Origin of the sequence: Microbulbifer discodermiae (assembly GCF_040742695.1) — a bacterium.
Taxonomy (GTDB): domain Bacteria; phylum Pseudomonadota; class Gammaproteobacteria; order Pseudomonadales; family Cellvibrionaceae; genus Microbulbifer.
On sequence record NZ_JBFLAB010000011.1, the window covers coordinates 19,259 to 38,631 of the forward strand.

Sequence of the window (19,373 nt, forward strand, 5' to 3'; positions counted from 1 at the left end):
CTATGGCGGTGCTTGTAGCACCGCCAGCCGCAGGTGCCACCAATTCAGTCAGAGTGACCCGCAGGCAACTGCCGCATGACATCCTGCCAGGATACCAGTTTGAAATTCTGAGCCGCGCCGGGCATGCGGTTGCGACCATCCTGCACCACCAACAGGCCCTGGGGGTAATCGGCACCGAGCATGGCACTGGTGACATCCAACCCGTCTGTTTCCGAACTGCCGTCAATTCCCAACTGCAGATTGGCCGCGACGCGAAAACGGCCGACAAACTCGCTGCCATCGCGACTGAACAGCACATAGCTGTCGTTGCCCTGGCTGGATACCACCAGATAGCTGTGGGGCCCGTCCAGGTATAGCCCCATGCCTTCCACATCCGCCACCAGCTGCCCGCCATCCACCGGTGCCACCAGTTCCGGCCCGGCGCGGTGGGCCAGGAATGCGGCGATATCCAGCCGCCAGACCCCACCATCCTCCTCGCCGAAAAACAGGGTGCCGCGCTCGTCGTCGACCACACAGCCCTCTACCTGACTGGCGACCTGTAATTCGGCGACCTTGCGCAGCTGCCATTCCAGCCCATTGTCTTGCAGTTGGATTTCCAGCAGTTGCAGGCCTGCGTCCTTGTCGGACAACCAGGCATAGAAGTTGCCATCCCGGCGGTACATACAGAGACCGTAGGGGTCGCCCATGGAGACCGGGCGCAGCCCGAGATGTTCCACCAACCCGTCCGCAGTGATGCCAAACAGATTGATGCCAGCGGTGGTGCGGTTGGACGCGGCCGCCAGTGCAGCGAACCGCCCCTGCGCCACCGGACGCAGATCTACATTGTTGACCCGGCCCACCGGAAGCTGCTGCACCAGAGTGCCATCGAGCCGGTAGACGTTGAGCCCATGCTTCTTGTCCGTGCCCAGCACCAGGCTGGCGCTGGGGTCACGCCCATTGACCCAGATGGCGGGATCGTCGGCGGCATCGCCCCCGGAAGCCACCGGCTGAGTTTGCGCGCGCGGAAGCACCTGTGTAATTGCCGTTGCAGCCTCGAAGGTCTGTGCCCCGGTGGCAGCTTGCGGCCGTGCCACATCGTATTTCTGCAGCCGGTCGCCCTCCTCACCCAGCGCCAGCAAAAGATCCCGCTGCAAGGCGATGGAGATCGGCTCCATATCCGCCAGAGTGCGCTCAAATACCGGGGCGTCCGGGGGCAGGCCGAGACTGTAAGCCCGCACCCGCGCGCCATTGGCAACCCAGAGTTCATCCCTACCCCTATCCAGCCAAAGCCCGCCAAACTCCTCCCCCAGTGCACCGCCGGGGACGACAACCCTGCGGTTTTCATCCGCTTCGGCACTGGCGTGCAAAGCCCAGATACCCAGGGGAGGCTGTGCCACCAACAACTGCTCTCGCGGATCATCCACCACGCAACTGGTGACCTGGGGGCCAAAATACAGCAGGCGCACTTCACTGAACTGCCAAGCCTGCGGCGCTGTATGCACAATGAATTCACGGCCCAGACCGTCTTCGCCGATCGCGAATAAGTGCGAGCGCTGCGCCTGCTGGGAAAAACACAGAGCGGCGGGAGGTGCGGAGAGATCAACAGCTCCGAGAAAGTGCATTGCCGGTCCGGCTTCGCCAGAGGCAGCGCTGAGGCGGCGCAGCTGCAATTCACCGGCATCGCCGTCATAGGCAGCTATCAGCCAACTGCCGTCCGCCTGACGCTGGGTGGCGAACTGTTCCACTCTGCCGTTGCCGGACTCCAGAACCCGGCTGCCGCCGGCATCCACCAGCACCAACCCCCGAACCTCACTGCCCAGTAATACATAGGCAAGATCACCCAGTTGGACGGGTGACAATTGGCTGGCCTCCAGATGGGAAAAGCTCAACTGTTTTACAGGGCGCCAGGGCGCCGGCGAAAGGTCCTGGGACGCCTCCCGCTGACAACCGGTGACTGCCAGAGCGAGCAGCACCGCCAGCCCATATTGCCAACCGTTTTTTTTCATAGCGTTTGCGGACTCTCGCACCAGTTAAACCTCCATAAACTGCCCCGCCGCCGGCGCGGTGGACACTGGACTCGACATTGTTTCTCAATAGCCGCAGATAGCAAGCAGCGCTGAAAACTGCGCTACTGCACGAAGTTAAAAATTGCTGTAGGTCAGACCTAGCACATAGGAGGGGCCATACTCCTCGTACTGACCGTTGAAACCATTGCGATTGGCGTAGAAAGGTTCATCGGTCAGGTTGATACCGCTAAAGGACAACTGCACGCCGTTTTGAAAACTGTATTTTGCAGTCAGATCAAACTGCAAATGGTCGTCCTCGTACAGATCGAAAGCCGCGTCTTCCAAGTCCAGTTCCAGCAGGCGTGCGCCCCTGAAAGCGGCGGACAGGCGCATACTGAAAGCGTCGCGTTCATATCCGAGAATCAGGTTGGCAACCGTATCTGCCTGCTGCGGCAGGGAAATGGTTTCGCTGCGGCTGGTCCCGTCACCCAGGTCCAGCTGCGCCTCTGAGTCGGTAAAGGTGGCGTTGGCCTTGAGCAGCAGGCCATTGTCGAAGCCGCGGGTCCAGGCGAACTCAGCGCCGGTCAGAGTCGCTGTGTCCCCATTGATGGGTTGCAACACCTGCGCCTCCTCGATCGGCAGGCCGCCCAGGAACTGGGTGAGATCCACACGATCGGCCACATCCGCAATGGCGATGAAGTGATCGATGTTCTTGTAAAAAACACCCACGGAAAACATCCCCAGGGTATCGGCGTAATACTCAAAGGAAAAATCCAGATTCTGCGACTCGAATGGATCCAGGTTTGGATTGCCCGCTTCCACCTCCAGCTCTCCATCATCGTACTCGACGGCTGCGGGGGACGGGTTTAAATAACCAAAGGACGGGCGGGCCAGCGATTCGGTATAGGCGCCGCGCAGCAGTATATTGTCACTGAGTTCGTACTTCAGATTTACGCTGGGGAAGATGTGGTGATATTCCCGCTGATAGGCAGTCGCGGAAACATATACATCTTCCGCCACCTCGGTGGCACCCTCTACAGCGTCACCGGATTCCACGGTGCGCCAACCATTGGCGCGAAACTCGGTCGCCTCGTAACGCAGGCCATAGACCAGATTGCCGTTGCCAAAGTCGATGCTGTTCATGATATAGAGGGCGGAAACATCCTCTTCCACCTTATAGTCGCGGGTGGAATTCAGAGCCGTATCGGTGGCGTCAATGTCAAAGCTGTCGATATTGGCACTAATAAAACGATTCAGGGCACTGCGATTCACCGCCGGACCGAAGTCGGCCAGACTGTAATCCAGGTTGTCCGCAGCAAACTCCGCCAGTGTGTAGTCACCGCCAAAACCGTCGTAGACGGTTGCATTGACGTCATCACTCTTTTTGCGGCGACGTTCGCTGAGGCCAAACCGCAGCGACGAAGGGTTACCCGCCAGCTGCAGTTCGCGGCTGATATCCAGACGGAAGCTGGTTTCCTCGTCCTCGGTGAAATTGTTTTCAACCACCAGTTCGTCCAATTCGTAATTGGCCGCGGTGAACGCGGCTTCTCCGGCCGTCAGTTGTGGTCTCTCACCGGCACCGGCGTAGCCCAGCTGCAGCCCTTCCTGCACGAATGTGGTATCCCGACGGCCCGGTTCGTTTTCCTCTGACTGGGAATAGCCCAGCGAGTAATTCACGCCCCACTGGGCAAAGCTGTGCTCGCCACCGGCGACCACAGAGAGAATCTTCTGCTCCTCGGAGCGGTCTTTCAGCTCTTTTTCCAGTGCGGCATCCGACCAGACCGCAAAGCCGTCGGAGATGGTGTCCGGCTCGTCGTTCTCCTCGTCCAACTTAAACGAATTGCGCTGGCGCTGTTCCTCGTCGGAAAAATCGGAATAGAGGCTGCGCAGGGAAAATTCAGTGCTGTCGTTAGGGCGATAGTCAAAATTGGCCACCAGGCCGGTGCGCTCACGGGTCACTGTGTAGTCCCGCTGCTCCAGCTCAGTGGCACCAACGGCCTCGCTGCCATCCAGAGCCGTGAGTGGCTGCCACACGCCATCGGTCTCAATGTTCTCGGAACCGAAGTTACGCTGTTGCCAGCTGGCGGCCAGCGCCACGCCCAGCTCGCGCCCGTCCAGTTCGAATACCTCGGTAAAAGCGCCCGACAGCTTGGGGCTGGTCTCCTCCTGCAGGGCGCTGTAACCGTTCTCAACCGTCACTTTGACGCTGCGCCCATCCCGATCGAATGCGTTCAGACTCTTGATCTCGATGGCGCCACCGATGGAATCGGCACTCATGTCCGGGGTCAGCGTCTTGAACACTTCCAGGCTGGAGAGCAAATCCGACGGAATCACATCCAGCGCAACGGAGCGGCGGTCCCGCTCCGGGGCCGGGATGCCCATGCCGTTGATGCTGGCGGCATTCAGATTCGGGGCTATACCACGCACGCCGACAAAGCGGCCCTCGCCCTGGTCCCGCTCGATAAACACGCCCGGAATCCGCTGCAGCGCTTCGCTCACGTTGGCGTCCGGCAGGGAGCCGATGGCCTCTGAAGTCAACACCGAGACAACCTTGTCGGATGCGCGCTGCCGTTCGATAGCACTGCTGGCGTTGGCCGCCTGGGCCGTCACCTCAATGGTTTCCATCGCTCGGGGGCTATCGTCTGGCGTTTCCTGGGCACCCAGGTTGACACTGATTGCGAAGACCGCCAGGGTGGTGAGTGGCGCCCCTCCCTTCACACCGCAGACTGATTTATTGTTCACCTTACCCCCTTGCCATTTTGTGCTAGGCCATAAATTTGATGAGGCGCAGCCTAGTGGGCCATGATTAACGTTGCGTGACACTTTTTTTACGGTTGTCATACAAAGTTCACCAAAGGGCGGCAGAATTTTTGCTCCGGCTTAGCTGATTATTAACCCGGCGGTCCATACCGCCCGGCCGGCAAAAGGTGAAAACTAATGAGCAAGAATCCGCGAAATCCAGTTCGAAGGCACTTTATAAAGACATTGGGGCTTGCAGCCGGTGGCGGCGCGGCCCTGTTGACGGCCTGTAGCAGCGGACACCGCAGCGCAGAAAAAAACCTGGGTTTTGCGGAAATTCCCCATAGGCTGGACGCGAGGCACCACCTGCCGAAAGACTATACCGCCGACATACTGCTGCGCTGGGGTGACCCTATCGACGCGGGGGGCGATACTTTTAAACCCGCGGCGCTGACCCCCGCTGAACAGCAAAGGCGCTTCGGCTATAACAACGACTTTATCGCTTTTATGCCCCTGGACAGCGATGCTGGCCCCGCCGAGGGGCTGCGCCACAGCCGCAGCCACAACAGCCGCTCCGGCCTGCTGTGTGTCAATCACGAATACACTTTGCCCCACCTGATGTTTCCCGGTTACGCGGATAAACGCAGTGCCGGCCGCATAGTGAGCGCGGAGCATGTGGCGATCGAAATGGCCGCCTGCGGCCACTCCATCGTCGAGGTAAAAAAAACCGATGAAGGTTGGCGGCCGGTGTTGGAGAGTGCCTACAACCGCCGCATCACCGTCACCACGCCGATGGAAATAGTCGGCCCCGCCGCGGGCGACGCCAGACTGCGCACCAGTGCCGATCCCAGCGGGCGGCAACCGGTCGGAACCATCGCCAACTGCGCCGGCGGCAAAACACCCTGGGGCACCTTGTTAATTGCTGAAGAGGGTTTTGGCGGCGCCTTTCAGGGGAATCCGGACAAGGTCGCCGACCCGGCGGAAGCCCGCAACCACCGGGATTTTGGCGTAGGGCCGGACAACCGCAACTGGGGCGACCACCACCCCCGCTTCGATATTGAGCGGGAGCCCAATGAGCCCAATCGTTTCGGTTGGATGGTGGAAATAGATCCCTACGATCCCACAAGCACACCGCGCAAACTGACCGCCCTGGGGCGATTCGAGCACGAGGGTTTTACCCTGGTGGCCAAGCCGGGCCAGCTCATCGCCGCTTACGGGGGCGATGACGATGAGCACCAGTTTGTCTACCGCTTCCTGTCCAGCGGCCGCTATGAAATCCAGGCGGACAACCGGCAGCTGCTCAGCGAGGGTACCCTCTACGCCGGTCGTTTTGATCGGGATGGCAGTGGACGCTGGCTGCCGCTGGTATTCGGTCTCGGCCCCCTCACCGCCGACAACGGATTTCACAGCCAGGCCGATGTGCTTATCGATGCGCGCCGCGCCGCCGTACTGCTGGGTGCAACGCCCATGGACCGACCCGAAGATGTGCAGACCAACCCCGTCAATGACTGCACCTATGTCATGCTGACCAAAAACAAGCGGCGCGGCGACGATGGGTTAAATGCCAGCAACCCTCGGCCGCGCAATAGCGCCGGCCACGTCCTGGAAATAGTGCCGCCGGGCACACAGGGCAACCGCGATCACACCAGCGACACTTTCCGCTGGAATCTCTTTCTGCTGGGGGGCAACCCCCAGGCCGAAGACCCGGCCGAGCGGGGCGCCTACGGACAGCAGTCCGCCGGGGACATTTCACCCCACGGCTGGTTTGCCAACCCCGACAATGTCGCCTTCGACCAGCGTGGCAACATGTGGATCGCCACCGATGGCTGCGAGGATTTCGGTTTCCACGACGGCCTCTGGGCCATGGCCACCGAGGGCGAGGGGCGCGCCATACCCAAACACTTCTTCGGCTGCCCTCTGGGGGCGGAAGCCTGTGGCCCGGAATTCACCCCCGATGGCACCACTCTGTTCGTGGCGGTGCAACACCCCGCTGACAGCCGCGACTCCACATTCGATAAGCCGGCGCACCGCTGGCCGGACAATGATCCGGAGCTGCCCCCCAGGCCCTCGGTAATGGCCATCCGCAGGCGGGACGGCGGTCCCGTGGGCAGCTGAATTTCCCCGCAGCCAAAATGCCGGCACCCCGGCCCCTATCGATCCACTGAACTAGAATCCTAGGGTATCTCTGCCAAATCCGCGCTGTCGCTAGGGCCTGTTGACACTAACTGAGTTGACCCTGTTGTGACAGAAACGGTGCCAATCGAGGCAAGAGGAGCGCGGTTTGGTTGTTCCAAATGAGCGACGAGCAACGAAGAGTGGCGCCTTTTCCGGCACAACCCGAAGGGCTGTCCTTGGTTTCGCGCCCTGCGGCGTTAGAAATAGCTTATGTGGACCCACCACACAGCGCAATTCCTGCCTTGCAGGCCACAAAGCCAATGGCAGCAGGGCTATCTCAATTAATGTCAACAGGCCCTAGTGTTCACAACAGCGCCTGTCTTAAATCCGGGGAAGCCGCTGCATGCACGCCACCGCCAGGATCCGCAACGCCGTCTCCCCGGGACTTACCTCCCTGCTGCTGGCACTGGCGATCCTGTGCGGCTGCGACACTGGTAAAAAAGAGAGCGAAGCACCGGTCCCTGAACCCGCGGCCGATCCCCCCAAACAAGAGGAACCGGCCCCGGAATTCACCAAGTCAGTGCAGTTGTATGGATCCGGTGCCTCTTCCCCACATCCGATTTTTTCCCAGTGGTTCAAAAACTTCACCGACAGATACAAGACGGTGACTATTGATTACCACGCCAAGGGCAGCAGCGCCGGCGTGCTGGACTTTATCCACGATGTGGTGAATTTCGCTGGATCGGACGCTGCCATGACCGACGAGGAGATGGCGCAGGCAACCCACGGCCTGGTGCTGCTGCCGGTGACTGCGGGCAAAATCGTACTGGCGTTCAACCTGCCGGGTGTGGAGGAGTTGTATATGCCCCGAAAGGTGTATACGAAGATTTTCCTGGGTGAAATCACCAAGTGGAACGACCCACAGATTGCGGCGGCCAATCCCGATATCGACCTTCCGGACCTGGATATCACCCTGGTGACCCGCTCCGACGCGTCCGGCACCAGCTATGTGTTCACCGGCCACCTGAGCGCCATCAGCGAGGAGTTCAGGAACAAAGTGGGCCCTGCAATCACACCCAGCTGGCCCAGCGAGGCCAATATCATCAAGGCGCCCAAAAACGACGGTGTGTCCGCGCGGATATCCCAAAAACCCGGCGCCATCGGTTACCTCAATTACGGTTACGCCAAACTGACCGGGCTCCCAGTGGCCAAACTGGAAAACCGCGCCGGCACCTATATCGACCCGGGACTGCATACAGGAGCTGCGGCACTGGCCGACGTCAGCTTCCCCAATGACACACTGCCAGCCAGTGAAGTACCCGATCTGGTTGCCTGGACCTGGGATCCGGAGGATGTACAGGCCTACCCCATCACCAACTTCTCCTGGCTGATAATCCCCACCGAGCACGACAACAGCTACGAGGCGGAGGCCCTCAACCTGCTGGTGAATTACATGCTGAGTGACGAGGCGCAGGCACTGGCGGACGAGTTGGGCTATATTCCACTACCGGAAGAAATTCGCGCCAAAGCGCGTGAGGCTGCCAAGTACATCCGCTGATCCGCATTAGTCCGCTACCCCCGAACCGGGCCTGGCTACATGGCATAAAACTGCTGCACCCCCAGGAGTACATTTGTGGTCGCCACCGAGGCGATGATCAGTCCCATTACCCGGCTGACGATACTGGCACCGGCATCACCAATCCAGCGATACACCCAGCGGGCGGTCAGCAACAGCAGCAAAACCAGGCCCAGCACCAGCAGCATGGCGGTAGCGGTGCGCATCTGATGGATGGGGTCGAAGCGGTGATTATCGGTCAACACCACCGCAGCCAGCATGGCCCCCGGCGACGCGATGGATGGCACGGCGAGGGGAAAAATGGCGGTCTCGTGGCCGCTCTGCACCATTTCCACTTCCTGTTCCGGCTTGCCCGGCCCAAAGATCATGGTGAGGGCGAACAGGAACAGCACCACACCGCCGGATACCTGAAACGCGGACAGGGGCACGCCGATGCTCTCCAGCAGAAACTGGCCCGCAACCAAAAAGAACAGCAGAATGCCGGTCGCCACCGCCACGGACAAAAAAGCGATTTTGCGCTTTTGCCACTCCGAATGGCGGGCCGTCACCGCAATGAACACCGGCAGTGTTCCCACCGGGTCTATCACCGCAAAGAAAAAGACAAAGCTACTGATCCAATCGTCCAAGTCCCACTCCCGCTCACCGTGCTAACATCCGCCGTAGAGGGCAATGCAAACTACCCGAGAAGCCGCACCAATGGCAAGAGTTTAGCGCATGACCAATCACTCTCCGACAGCGCGGCGCATCGCCAAGACGATCCTCAATGGCTTCGACGCCTACTTCGCCGATTTTCAGAACATCACCCTGGGGGCCAAGGCGCGCTTCGAAAGGGCCGCCTGGCACGAGGCGCACCAGGCCAACCGGGAGCGCATCGACCTCTATAAAACCAAAGTCAACCAGGTGCTCAAGCTGGTGCACTCGGTCACCAGCAAGGACACGGCGGCACTGGCGCTGTGGCGCGACGCCCGCCACACCTTTGCCCAACTGATCGCCAATCACAGCAACTACGAAATTGCCGAAACCTTTTTCAACTCGGTGTTTTGCAGCCAGTTCCAGCACGCGCATATCCATGACAGCAACCTGTTTGTGAAGCCTTCGCGCACCCCTGACGACAAGCCGCTGCGGGATTACAGCATCTACATCAGCTACAGTGGTGCCGACGGCCTCGAATCCATGATCGAGGACATTCTCACTGATTACGGCTTCTCCATCCCCTGGGAAAAGCTGCCGCGGGATGTTGAGAATATCTGCGCCGTGCTGCGGGCCCGGCCGCTGGCCGGGCTGGCGGACGACAGGCTGCTGCGGGTGGATATGCTGGAGTCGGTATTTTACCGCAACAAGGCCGCCTACCTGGTGGGGCGCATGATGTTCGACGGACAGGTGATTCCCCTGCTGCTGCCCTGTCTGAACAACGGCCGCGGCGGAATCTTTGTCGACACTGTGCTGTACCGCAACGACTCCGCCAGCATCATTTTTAGTTTTACCCGCTCCTACTTCATGGTGGACGCGCCTATTCCATCCCGCTTTGTACGCTTCCTGTCCACCATAATGCCACTGAAAGAGCGCTCGGAACTGTACAACTCCATCGGTTTTCACAAGCACGGCAAAACCGAGTTTTACCGGCATATTCTCGCCCATATGAAAACGAGCAACGACAAGTTTGTGGTGGCGCCGGGGATTCGCGGTATGGTCATGAGCGTCTTCACGCTGCCCTCCTATCCGGTGGTGTTCAAGGTGATCAAGGACAGGTTCGACCGGCCCAAGACGGTCACCGAAAAAATAGTGCGGGACAAATACAAGTTCGTATCCCGCTCCGACCGGGTCGGCCGTATGGCGGATACCCAGGAGTACACCAATTTTATTTTTTACCGCAACCGTTTCAGCGACGAACTGCTGGAGGAACTGCAGGCGCTGGCGCCCTCCAAGCTGCATATGGACGACAAGTGGGTCATCATCAGGCACCTGTATGTAGAGCGGCGCATGGAGCCTCTCAACCTCTATCTCGAGCACGCCAGCGGGGACCAGGTGCGCGAAGCCATGGAGGAGTACGGCAACGCGATCAAGCAGCTGGCGGCGGCGAATATTTTCCCCGGCGATATGCTGCTGAAAAACTTTGGCGTAACGCGGCACGGGCGGGTGGTTTTCTATGACTACGACGAACTCTGCCCGCTCACCGACTGCAACTTCCGCAGGATTCCCGACACCCACATGCCGGAACAGGAGCTGGCGGATATCCCCTGGTACACTGTGAACGAGAATGACGTCTTTCCGCAGGAGTTCCGCCTCTTCTTCTCCGGCAATCACGCCGCCCGCGAAGCATTCGAAGATGAGCACAGCGACTTATACGATTACCGCTATTGGCAGCACCTGCAGGAGCGGATACGCGCGGGACATATCGAGAGCGCCTTTCCCTACCGGCGCAAGTGGCGCTTCCGACGCCGCAGTAACACTGCCCAACCCGCGCAATAATTTAGCGCTATAGTCTTTATTATCCCGGCGACAAACCAAGTTGCCAGGATAATGCGGTACAGGCCGGCGCAAGCCCTTGAAAAGCAGGCGATTCCGTGTAATTGCACTGGTTTTCATGGGAGACAATCCAATCGCTGAGGGATCATCCATTGGATTGCAGGGTTAATAGGCAAGGAATTTTCCCCAAAGGAGAAAGGTGTGCGCTTTCGCGCCCCAGCGGCAGCTATCTGCGCTCTATACCTTCTGCTCGCCCAGGGTTGTGGCTACCTGCCCAGTGAAATGCCCGGGGTCAAAGGCAGGGACAGCAACGGCGTCCTCCGGCACACAACCAGGTGCAGCAACGGGGCGCGCGGCTTCAGCCATTTGACGTTTGCCGACCTCTTTATCACCACAGGCGACCCGGACACTCCTTTCCGCGCATCGGACAAGCTCCCACAGGAATACGATGTCAGCACCTATGTCTGGAGTTACAAATCCTGCGAAGGCACCCCTAACTGCGCGGGCGGCGGTTATTTCACTCTGATTGAGCGGGGCCCCAGGGGGGATTACGGCACCTGGGTGGTGACCCCCCAATACCCGCGGATAGTGGTCCAATCCCGCTGTCGGGACCAGTTGAGGACCGGCGAGCGCTACCGGTTCTCGTTCAGCCGCGGGCAAATGGTGGGTTTTAATCGCTAACAGGTTGCTGAAAAAGCCGGCACCAAAGTCATTGCTCCGACAACCTCTGCCGCTTCAGGTAGGTATAGATAGCATCCTGGGCCCGCAGGTCCCGCCCAGTGCCCCGGTTGGCGATACGGGTGTTGCTCTGCTCCGCATCCAGCACCCGCGCCTTATGATTGTCGCTCCACTGGAGTTCCATAATTTGTTTGATGGAATCCCGGTGCATTTCATCGGTGATGGGAAAAGTCACTTCCACCCGGTGGTCCAGATTGCGGGTCATAAGGTCGGCGGACGACAGCCACACCTGGGGGTCCCCATCATTGTGGAACAGGTATACCCGCGCGTGTTCCAGATACTTATCCACCAGGCTGATCACCTCTATATTGTCGGACAACCCCGGGGTTTCACACACCAGTGAGCACATGCTCCGCACTATGATACGAACCCTGACCCCGGCGGCGCTGGCGCGGTAGAGCCGCTCCACCACCTGGCTGTCCACCAGATTGTTGCACTTGAAAAACAGCGCCGCTTCCCTGCCCGCCTCGGCGGCTTCGATCTCCCGGTCGATGGCGGCGATCAGCGCCGGGCGATTGGTGTAGGGCGACACCGCGATATAGTTGTAGGTGGGGCGCTGATGTGTGTACTGGATAAACTCGAACACCTGGTAAACATCCTGCCCCAGCCCCTGGTCGCTGGTAAGCAGGCTGATATCGCAGTAGACCCTGGCAGTGCTCTCGTTGAAATTGCCCGTACCCAGGTGGCTGTAGTAAACCCGCTCGCCGCCCTCCTGGCGCAGGATGGAAATCAGCTTGCAGTGCACCTTCAGTCCTGGAACGCCGTAGATGACATTGACCCCGGCGTCACGCAGTTCATTGGACCAGTGAATATTGGCCAGCTCATCGAAGCGCGCCTGCAATTCCACCACCGCCGTGACCCGCTTGTTATTGCGCACTGCGTTCACCAGTGCCGCCACCACACGGGAATTTTTCGCCACCCGGTAGAGATTGATACGGATTTCCCGTACCTGGGGATCGATGGCGGCCGATATCAGCAGGTTGGTGATGGCGCGGAAGCTGTGGTAGGGGTAATACAGCAGCTGGTCGCGCCGCCTCAGCTGGTCGAATACACTTTCCCCCCGCGGCAGGATCAGAATCGGTTTCGGGCGCTTGTAGCAGAGCCGCGCCGAGTCCGCTGCAAAGGCCATAAAATCCTTGGAGTTGTGGTAGCGCCCTCCGGGTGTATAGCTGTCGTAGCGCCCCATCTTCAGTTTCTTCTTCACCAGCTGCAACAGTACCTCCGGCATGCTGGCATCGTAGGCCAGGCGCACCGGGTCCGCCTGTTTGCGCTTTTTCAGGGATTTGGTCACACGGTCGACGATGTTCTGGGTTATATACTCCCCCAGCTCCAGTTCCGCGTCGCGGCTGATCTTGAACATATAGGCCTGTGCGGACTTGATCGGCAACACATAGCGGAACACCTCCGCCAGACAGGCGCGGATGATGTTGTCGAGCACTATGTAGACTTTTTCCTGCCGGTCCCGGCGCGGTGGAATCGTCACGAAACGCGGCAGATTGTCGGTGGGGATCTCCATCGCCGCGAAGCGTTCTGAGCCGTCTTCAAGGCGCAGGTAAATGGCGAAGTAAATACTTACCTCATTGAGCAGCGGCATGGTGTCGCGGTCATCGATAAAGAAGGGCTCCAGCTCCGGCAGTACTTCGTCGTGAAAATAATTTTCCACAAAACTGAGCTGGCGTTCACACAACTGATCTTCGTTGACTATGTGGATCTGGTGCCTGTCGAGATCCGCCAACACCTTGCTGTAGGCGGCAAAGGAGCGGTGCTGAAGCCGCAACACCTTTTCGTTGATCCTGTTCAACAGTTCGCGGAACCTGTCTCTCTGTTCCGGCCCCTTGGCAAACGCGGCCAGGCGGCGCACATCCGCCACCCGCACACGGTAGAATTCATCCAGGTTGCTGGAAAAGATCCCGAGAAAGCGCACCCGCTCGATAACGGGCACACTCTCATCCTCCACTTCCTGCAGCACACGTTCGTTGAAAGAGAGCCAGCTTAGCTCTTTGGGGTAGAGGGGCGTATTATTGGGCATGCAAAAGCGTCCGATCAAAATGGACCCGGGCCAATCCGATTCCCGGTCGGGCCCCGGCACTGGAAGTGAGTGCCTGCATACCCTTACCTCAGTGGATTTCAGGGACGGCAATCAGCGGGGGAACAAGGGGACTGATTGACTGCCGGGTTAATCATAGCAGGGCAGTTTGCTACATTCAGATGACAGTTTATTGACTGAGTAGTGCATGGAGCAGGACATCGAACGCTATGCCGCACCGGACCTGGGGTCCAACAGCTTCCACCTGTTGCTGGCGGAGTTTCGTGAACAGCGTATGGTGCGCCTGCACACCGACCGCGCCATGGTGCGCCTGGCAGAGGGCCTGGACCCAAAGCGCCACCTGGACCCGGCGGTGGCAGAACGGGCCCTTGCGGCACTGCACCGCTTCCGCCCGGTGCTGGCCGGCCTGCCGGCGGACCATGTGCGCTGTGTCGGCACCAATACCCTGCGCCTGGTCCGCGATGCCGACGACTTCCTGGAGCGGGCGGAATCCATCCTCGGCGTGCCCATCGATATTATCAGCGGCATCGAGGAGGCGCGCCTTATCTACAGCGGTGTGATGGCCGCTGCCACCGGCCCTCCGCAACAGCGCTGTGTCATCGATATCGGCGGCGGCTCCACCGAGCTGGTGCGCGGGGTCGAAACCCCACAGCAGTTACAGAGCCTGTTTATGGGCTGCGTCTCATACAGCGGGCGCTTTTTCACCGACGGCAGAATTCGCACCGCCAATGGCAATAATTTCCAGCGCGCGCGCCGCGCCGCACGGGCGGAGCTGCAGGAACTGCAGCACCTGGCCGACGGGGCACAGGTGATCGGCGCTTCCGGCACCATCAAATCCGTCGCCCGGATTCTCAATCGCGGCGAGCCGGGGGAGATCGAGCGGCGGGCGCTGGACCAACTCGCCGCAAAGGTGGCCGACACCCCTCGGGTGGAGGAGATCGACCTGGCCGGCCTGGAGCCGGAACGACGACCGGTGTTTGCCGCCGGCCTGGCGATACTGCACGGTATCTTTTGTGAACTCGATATCCGCGCCATGCGCGTCTCCCCCTACGCCATCCGCGAGGGCATAGTGCACGATCTCGCCGGTCGCCTGCACGGCGGCGACAGGCGCAGCGATACGGTGACAGCGCTGATGCAGCAATCCCGGGTGGACCGGCGCCAGGCGCAGCGCATCGGTGACACAGCCCTGCACTTTTTGTCGCAGCTGCGCCCCCAGTCCGACGACGAACACCGGCGCCTGCGCTGGGCCGCGCAACTGCACGAGCTGGGCCTGGCCCTGTCCCACAGCGACTTCCGCAGGCTGGGCGCCTATATGATCGAACACGCGGACCTGGCGGGTTTCGGTACCAGCGAGCAGGAAAACATCGCACACCTGGTGCGCAATCAGCGCGGGCGCATCAAACCGCCGCGGGAGCACTACGGCTTCCACCCCAGTCCGGACCTGCTGCTGTGCCTGCGGCTGGCCTGTACCATTCACCGGGACCGCAGTGACCGCAACGCCGGCGAGCTGCAACTGGTTGCCCACGCGGGCGGCTACACTCTGCGCATACACCAGTCGTGGCTGGATCGACATCCCGCTATCGAGGATCTGTTGTACCAGGAGTCGGAGCATTGGCAGAACCAGCCCCTCAGCCTGCAATTGAGCCCACAATGAAGAAGTTGACCCAAGTTGCCCTCAGCCACCGCTACGCCGACCTCGGCGAGGTTTTTGGCAGCCGGGTTGCACCCACGCCGTTTGAACACCCCCGCCTGCTGCACGTCAATCCATCGGTACTGGCGCTGCTGGGTATAGACCCCGCCACAGCCGGCGACCCGGCCTGGGCCGCCATCGGCTGCGGCAAGCGTCTGCTGCCGGGCAGCCGGCCCTTCGCCATGAAGTACACCGGCCACCAGTTCGGGGTCTACAACCCCGACCTCGGCGACGGTCGCGCGCTGCTGCTGGGCGAGATAGAACAGGACCAGCGACTGTGGGAGCTGCACCTGAAAGGTGCCGGCAAGACGCCCTATTCCCGTTTTGGCGACGGGCGCGCGGTGCTGCGCTCGACTATTCGCGAATACCTTGCCGGAGAAGCACTGCACGGCCTGGGTATCCGCAGCACCCGCGCCCTCTGCCTGGTCGGCAGCGACGAACCGGTGACCCGTGAAAGCATTGAAACCGGCGCCATGCTGATTCGGGTTGCGCGCACCCATGTGCGCTTCGGCCATTTCGAGTACCTCTTCTACACCCGGCAACTGCAGGCACTACAGCAACTGATTGACTTTGTCTGCCGGCGCTTCCTGCCTCAGAGTCTCTCCCTGCCGCCGCCGGAGCGGGCCGAGGCACTGCTGCGCTTCGCGGTGAGGCGCAGTGCCGAGCTGGCGGCCGCCTGGCAGGCCCAGGGCTTCGCCCACGGGGTGCTCAACACCGACAATATGTCGATTATCGGCGACACTTTCGATTTCGGTCCCTACGGCTTTCTCGACGATTACGAGCCGGAATTTATCTGCAACCATTCCGACCACACGGGCCGTTACGCCTTCGAACAACAACCGGGGGTGGTATTGTGGAATCTGAACGCCCTGGCGCACGCTTTTTCCGCGCTGGTCAGCACCGACACATTGCGGGACTCCCTGGAGGATTTTCAGCCACAGCTTACGGAACACTATGCCGCGCTCATGGGACGCAAGCTCGGTCTCGCCAAACCCGAGGAGGGGGATCACAAACTCTGTGCCGATCTGCTGCAACTGCTCGCCGCGGCCCGGGCCGACTATACGCTGTTCTTCCGCGCCCTGGCCCACTACGGTGGCGAACGCCCGCCCGGCGCCCTGATAAATCTGCTGCCGGAACCGCACCACCAGGCACTGCTCGACTGGCTGCACCACTATGACGAACGGCTGGCCCGGGACGACAGTGGCGACGACCGCAACAGCGCCATGCTGGCTGCCAACCCCAAGTTTATCCTGCGCAATTATCTGGCGCAGAAAGTCATAGACGCCGCCGAAGCCGGCGACTTTCAGCCGCTGCAGACCCTGTTTGAACTGCTGCAATCCCCCTTTGACGAGCACCCGGAGCATGAAACCTGGGCGGCGGCCCCGCCGGCATCGGGCAAGCATATACCCATCAGCTGTTCCTCCTGAACCCGAGGTAAGTCGAGGCATGGACAATAAACTTCACGCGCCAGGGCTACAATGGATATAGATTCTCTTTTCCACCAGCGACTTGGTGTATGCTCCTGGTCACCTGCATAGCTAAGGATATGAACAATGATGAGAAATCTGCTGTGGGCGACATCCGCCCTGCTGTTTGCGCTGCAGGCCAGCGCCGCCGACGTGTTGGGAAACTGGCAAACCGTCGATGACGAAACCGGACAGGCAAAATCCATTGTCGAGATTTATCAGAAGGGCGGAAAATATTACGGTCGTGTCGTGGACCTCTTGATGAGGCCCGACGACACAGTGTGCGATAAATGTCCCGGCGATCGCAAAGGCAAACCCATCGTGGGCATGGATGTCATCACCGGCATGGTGAGAAGCGGCGACAAGTACGAGGGCGGACAGATTCTGGACCCCAACAACGGCAAAGTCTACGACTGCAAGCTCTGGCTCGAGGGCGGGCAGCTGAAAGTGCGCGGCTACCTGGGTTTCTTCTACCGCACCCAGACCTGGACCCGGCCCAGCTAGGCGGCTATTGCCACCCTTAAAACACCAGTGACAGCACCGGATCAAGGGCGCTAGTTTTTCATTGGCGGGTTGGGTGTTACCAGATTCCACCAGAATTCGAAAGTGTCGAGCAGGGACAGCAGAGTTTTCAGCTGTTCCCGATCCCCGGTCAGTTTTAGTGACCCGTCCTGCAACTTGTCTTCCACAGCCACCGTGCCGAGAATAATGTCATTAAGATCGCTGCGGTTGATAGTCAGGCTCGTGTCCGGACGATCGACAGGCGCACCGTAATTCAGTACGCCATTTTCCAACACCAGAGAATAGTTACCCTTCACGTCCGGTAGCGATAGGTTGACGGAGATGTTTTTCCCCGCCGCCTTGGGGCCATTCAGCCGGATGGCAAGGTAGTCGAAAAAGTCCTCTATGGGCATGCTGCGAATAGAGTCGGCACTGGCGGGTACCGGAACGGGCAGCTTCTGCACTCCGCCCCGCAGTTCTTTGGCACCGCTGAGAAAGAAGTTGCGCCAGGAGCCATTCTCCTGCTGGTAACCCAGCTGTTCCAGCGCATCTGCCAGCAGGTTTCGCGCGGCATCATTGTCCGGTTCCGCAGAGACCACCTGGTCCATCACCTGCGCAACCCAGCGGTAATCGCCCGCATCAAAATCTGTTCTGGCGCGCTCCATCACCTTGTCCGATCCCCCCATATACTCCACGAATCGCTTGCCCGCCTCCGCCGGAGGCAGGGGGTACAGGCGCGCCGAATTGCCATCGAAAAAACCCAGATAATAATTCCACACCGCGCGGGTGTCGTGGTTGACGCTGCCGTAGTAACCCCGGTTTGCCCAGTAGTCGGCTAGTTCAGGGGGAAGCTCCATCATCTCCGCCACCTCAACCATGTTGTAGCCGTGATTGGCAAGCCGCAGGGTCTGGTCGTTGAGATACTTATACAGGTCGCGCTGTTTTTTAAGGTGGTTGACCACATTTTCCCGGCCCCAGGTCGGCCAGTGGTGTGGGCCGAACAACACCTTGGCCTTGTCTCCCCAACGGCGCAATGTGTCATCCAGATAGGAGGACCAGGCCCGCGCATCCCGGACCTTGGCCCCCCGGAGGGTATACAGATTATGCAGCGTGTGGTTGGCATTCTCGGCCGCCGTTACGGCATTCAGCTGGGGTATATAAAAATGCATCTCCGCGGGAGCCTCTGATCCCGGCGCTAGCAAAAATTCATAGGTCAGGCCATCGAGTTCCACCGTCTGCCCGTTTTTGGTGATGACCTCCGTCGGCTCGATAAAAGTCACCTCGCCGGCTGAGGTACCCAGCCCCAGGCCCGTGCCCAGCCCTCCCTTGGGACCTTTGGGCAGCAGATTGCCAAACATAAAAGTCGCCCGGCGCCCCATATGGTTGCCGGCGAACACGTTTTCACTCACCGCCTCCTCGACGAAACCTTCCGGTGCAATGATTTTCACTTTGCCCGCTTTCACATCGGCCTCGTCCACCACACCGCGGACCCCTCCAAAGTGATCCGAGTGGCTGTGGGTATATATAACCCCCAGCACCGGCTTGTTGCCGCGGTGTTTGCGATACAGTGCCAAAGCCGCAGCAGCGGTTTCCTTAGAGATCAGGGGATCCATCACCAAAACCCCTTCATCGCCCTCGATAAAGGTGATATTGGAAAGGTCTGCCCCTCGCACCTGATAGATTCCCGGTATCACCTCATACAAGCCGCCCTGGGAGATGAGCTGCAGCTGGCGCCACAAACTGGGATTCACGGTATCCGGGGCGGCACTGTCCATGGCAAAGTCGTAGGCGCTCCGGTCCCATATGACATTGCCCTGTGCATCCTTGATCACACCACCGTCGGGCAGTGGCGCAATAAGGCCGCGCTTGACGTCGGTAAAATCCTGCCGGTCATTAAAGGGCAGCGCGTCCGTGACTTTTGCATTCGCGCGTTTGGTGGCGGAAGTTGCGGGCTTTGGTTCCTGGGACTGGACCACCGCAACCAGACTGAAACCCAATGCCACTGAGCTGGCCAGGATCAACGCCCTTGAGATCGACTTTCCCATCACCG

Annotated in this window: 12 protein-coding genes; 7 read left to right on the forward strand and 5 right to left on the reverse strand. The window is 60.0% G+C overall.

The window, feature by feature from the left end; translation table 11 throughout:
- Positions 1 to 44 precede the first annotated feature (44 nt).
- On the reverse strand, positions 45 to 1,985 hold the full coding sequence (locus AB1S50_RS06010) for a phytase (protein ID WP_367149607.1): 1,941 nt from the start codon (positions 1,983 to 1,985) through the stop codon (positions 45 to 47).
- A 135-nt stretch (positions 1,986 to 2,120) separates the two neighbouring features.
- Positions 2,121 to 4,727, reverse strand: a complete 2,607-nt coding sequence (locus AB1S50_RS06015) for a TonB-dependent receptor (protein WP_367149608.1) — start codon at positions 4,725 to 4,727, stop codon at positions 2,121 to 2,123.
- A gap of 195 nt (positions 4,728 to 4,922) precedes the next feature.
- Here AB1S50_RS06015 and AB1S50_RS06020 point away from each other — a divergent pair, with 195 nt between their 5' ends.
- Both AB1S50_RS06020 and pstS read left to right on the forward strand, forming a co-directional pair.
- Positions 4,923 to 6,839: a PhoX family protein gene (locus tag AB1S50_RS06020; RefSeq protein ID WP_367149609.1), complete on the forward strand. Its 1,917-nt coding sequence runs from the start codon at positions 4,923 to 4,925 to the stop codon at positions 6,837 to 6,839.
- 403 nt (positions 6,840 to 7,242) lie between these two features.
- On the forward strand, positions 7,243 to 8,397 hold the full coding sequence (pstS, locus tag AB1S50_RS06025; RefSeq protein WP_367149610.1) for a phosphate ABC transporter substrate-binding protein PstS: 1,155 nt from the start codon (positions 7,243 to 7,245) through the stop codon (positions 8,395 to 8,397).
- A 35-nt stretch (positions 8,398 to 8,432) separates the two neighbouring features.
- On the opposite strand, the gene AB1S50_RS06030 is transcribed toward pstS, so the two are convergent.
- Positions 8,433 to 9,041 (reverse strand): MarC family protein, encoded by a 609-nt coding sequence (locus AB1S50_RS06030; RefSeq protein ID WP_367149611.1) that lies wholly within the window; start codon positions 9,039 to 9,041, stop codon positions 8,433 to 8,435.
- A gap of 88 nt (positions 9,042 to 9,129) precedes the next feature.
- Here AB1S50_RS06030 and aceK point away from each other — a divergent pair, with 88 nt between their 5' ends.
- On the forward strand, positions 9,130 to 10,884 hold the full coding sequence (gene aceK / locus AB1S50_RS06035; RefSeq protein WP_367149612.1) for a bifunctional isocitrate dehydrogenase kinase/phosphatase: 1,755 nt from the start codon (positions 9,130 to 9,132) through the stop codon (positions 10,882 to 10,884).
- Between the two features lie 198 nt (positions 10,885 to 11,082).
- Positions 11,083 to 11,562 (forward strand): hypothetical protein, encoded by a 480-nt coding sequence (locus tag AB1S50_RS06040; RefSeq protein ID WP_367149613.1) that lies wholly within the window; start codon positions 11,083 to 11,085, stop codon positions 11,560 to 11,562.
- Between the two features lie 28 nt (positions 11,563 to 11,590).
- Here AB1S50_RS06040 and ppk1 read toward each other — a convergent pair whose 3' ends face one another.
- Positions 11,591 to 13,648: a polyphosphate kinase 1 gene (ppk1, locus tag AB1S50_RS06045; RefSeq protein ID WP_367149614.1), complete on the reverse strand. Its 2,058-nt coding sequence runs from the start codon at positions 13,646 to 13,648 to the stop codon at positions 11,591 to 11,593.
- Positions 13,649 to 13,853: 205 nt separating this feature from the next.
- On the opposite strand from ppk1, the gene AB1S50_RS06050 reads away from it, so the two are divergent.
- The 3 genes from AB1S50_RS06050 to AB1S50_RS06060 all read left to right on the forward strand — a co-directional run bounded on the left by AB1S50_RS06050 (position 13,854) and on the right by AB1S50_RS06060 (position 17,326).
- The gene (locus tag AB1S50_RS06050; protein WP_367149615.1) at positions 13,854 to 15,320 is read left to right on the forward strand and encodes a Ppx/GppA phosphatase family protein; all 1,467 of its coding nucleotides are present in this window, start codon (positions 13,854 to 13,856) and stop codon (positions 15,318 to 15,320) included.
- Positions 15,317 to 16,783 carry a protein adenylyltransferase SelO gene (locus AB1S50_RS06055; protein WP_367149616.1) on the forward strand — a complete coding sequence of 489 codons (1,467 nt, stop codon included), beginning with the start codon at positions 15,317 to 15,319 and terminating at the stop codon, positions 16,781 to 16,783. The genes AB1S50_RS06050 and AB1S50_RS06055 overlap by 4 nt, the downstream gene beginning before the upstream one ends.
- 126 nt (positions 16,784 to 16,909) lie before the next feature.
- Positions 16,910 to 17,326, forward strand: a complete 417-nt coding sequence (locus AB1S50_RS06060; RefSeq protein ID WP_367149617.1) for a DUF2147 domain-containing protein — start codon at positions 16,910 to 16,912, stop codon at positions 17,324 to 17,326.
- Between the two features lie 50 nt (positions 17,327 to 17,376).
- Here AB1S50_RS06060 and AB1S50_RS06065 read toward each other — a convergent pair whose 3' ends face one another.
- Entirely contained in the window at positions 17,377 to 19,368 is a 1,992-nt protein-coding gene (locus AB1S50_RS06065) for an alkyl/aryl-sulfatase (protein ID WP_367149618.1), read from the reverse strand.
- Positions 19,369 to 19,373: the final 5 nt, after the last annotated feature.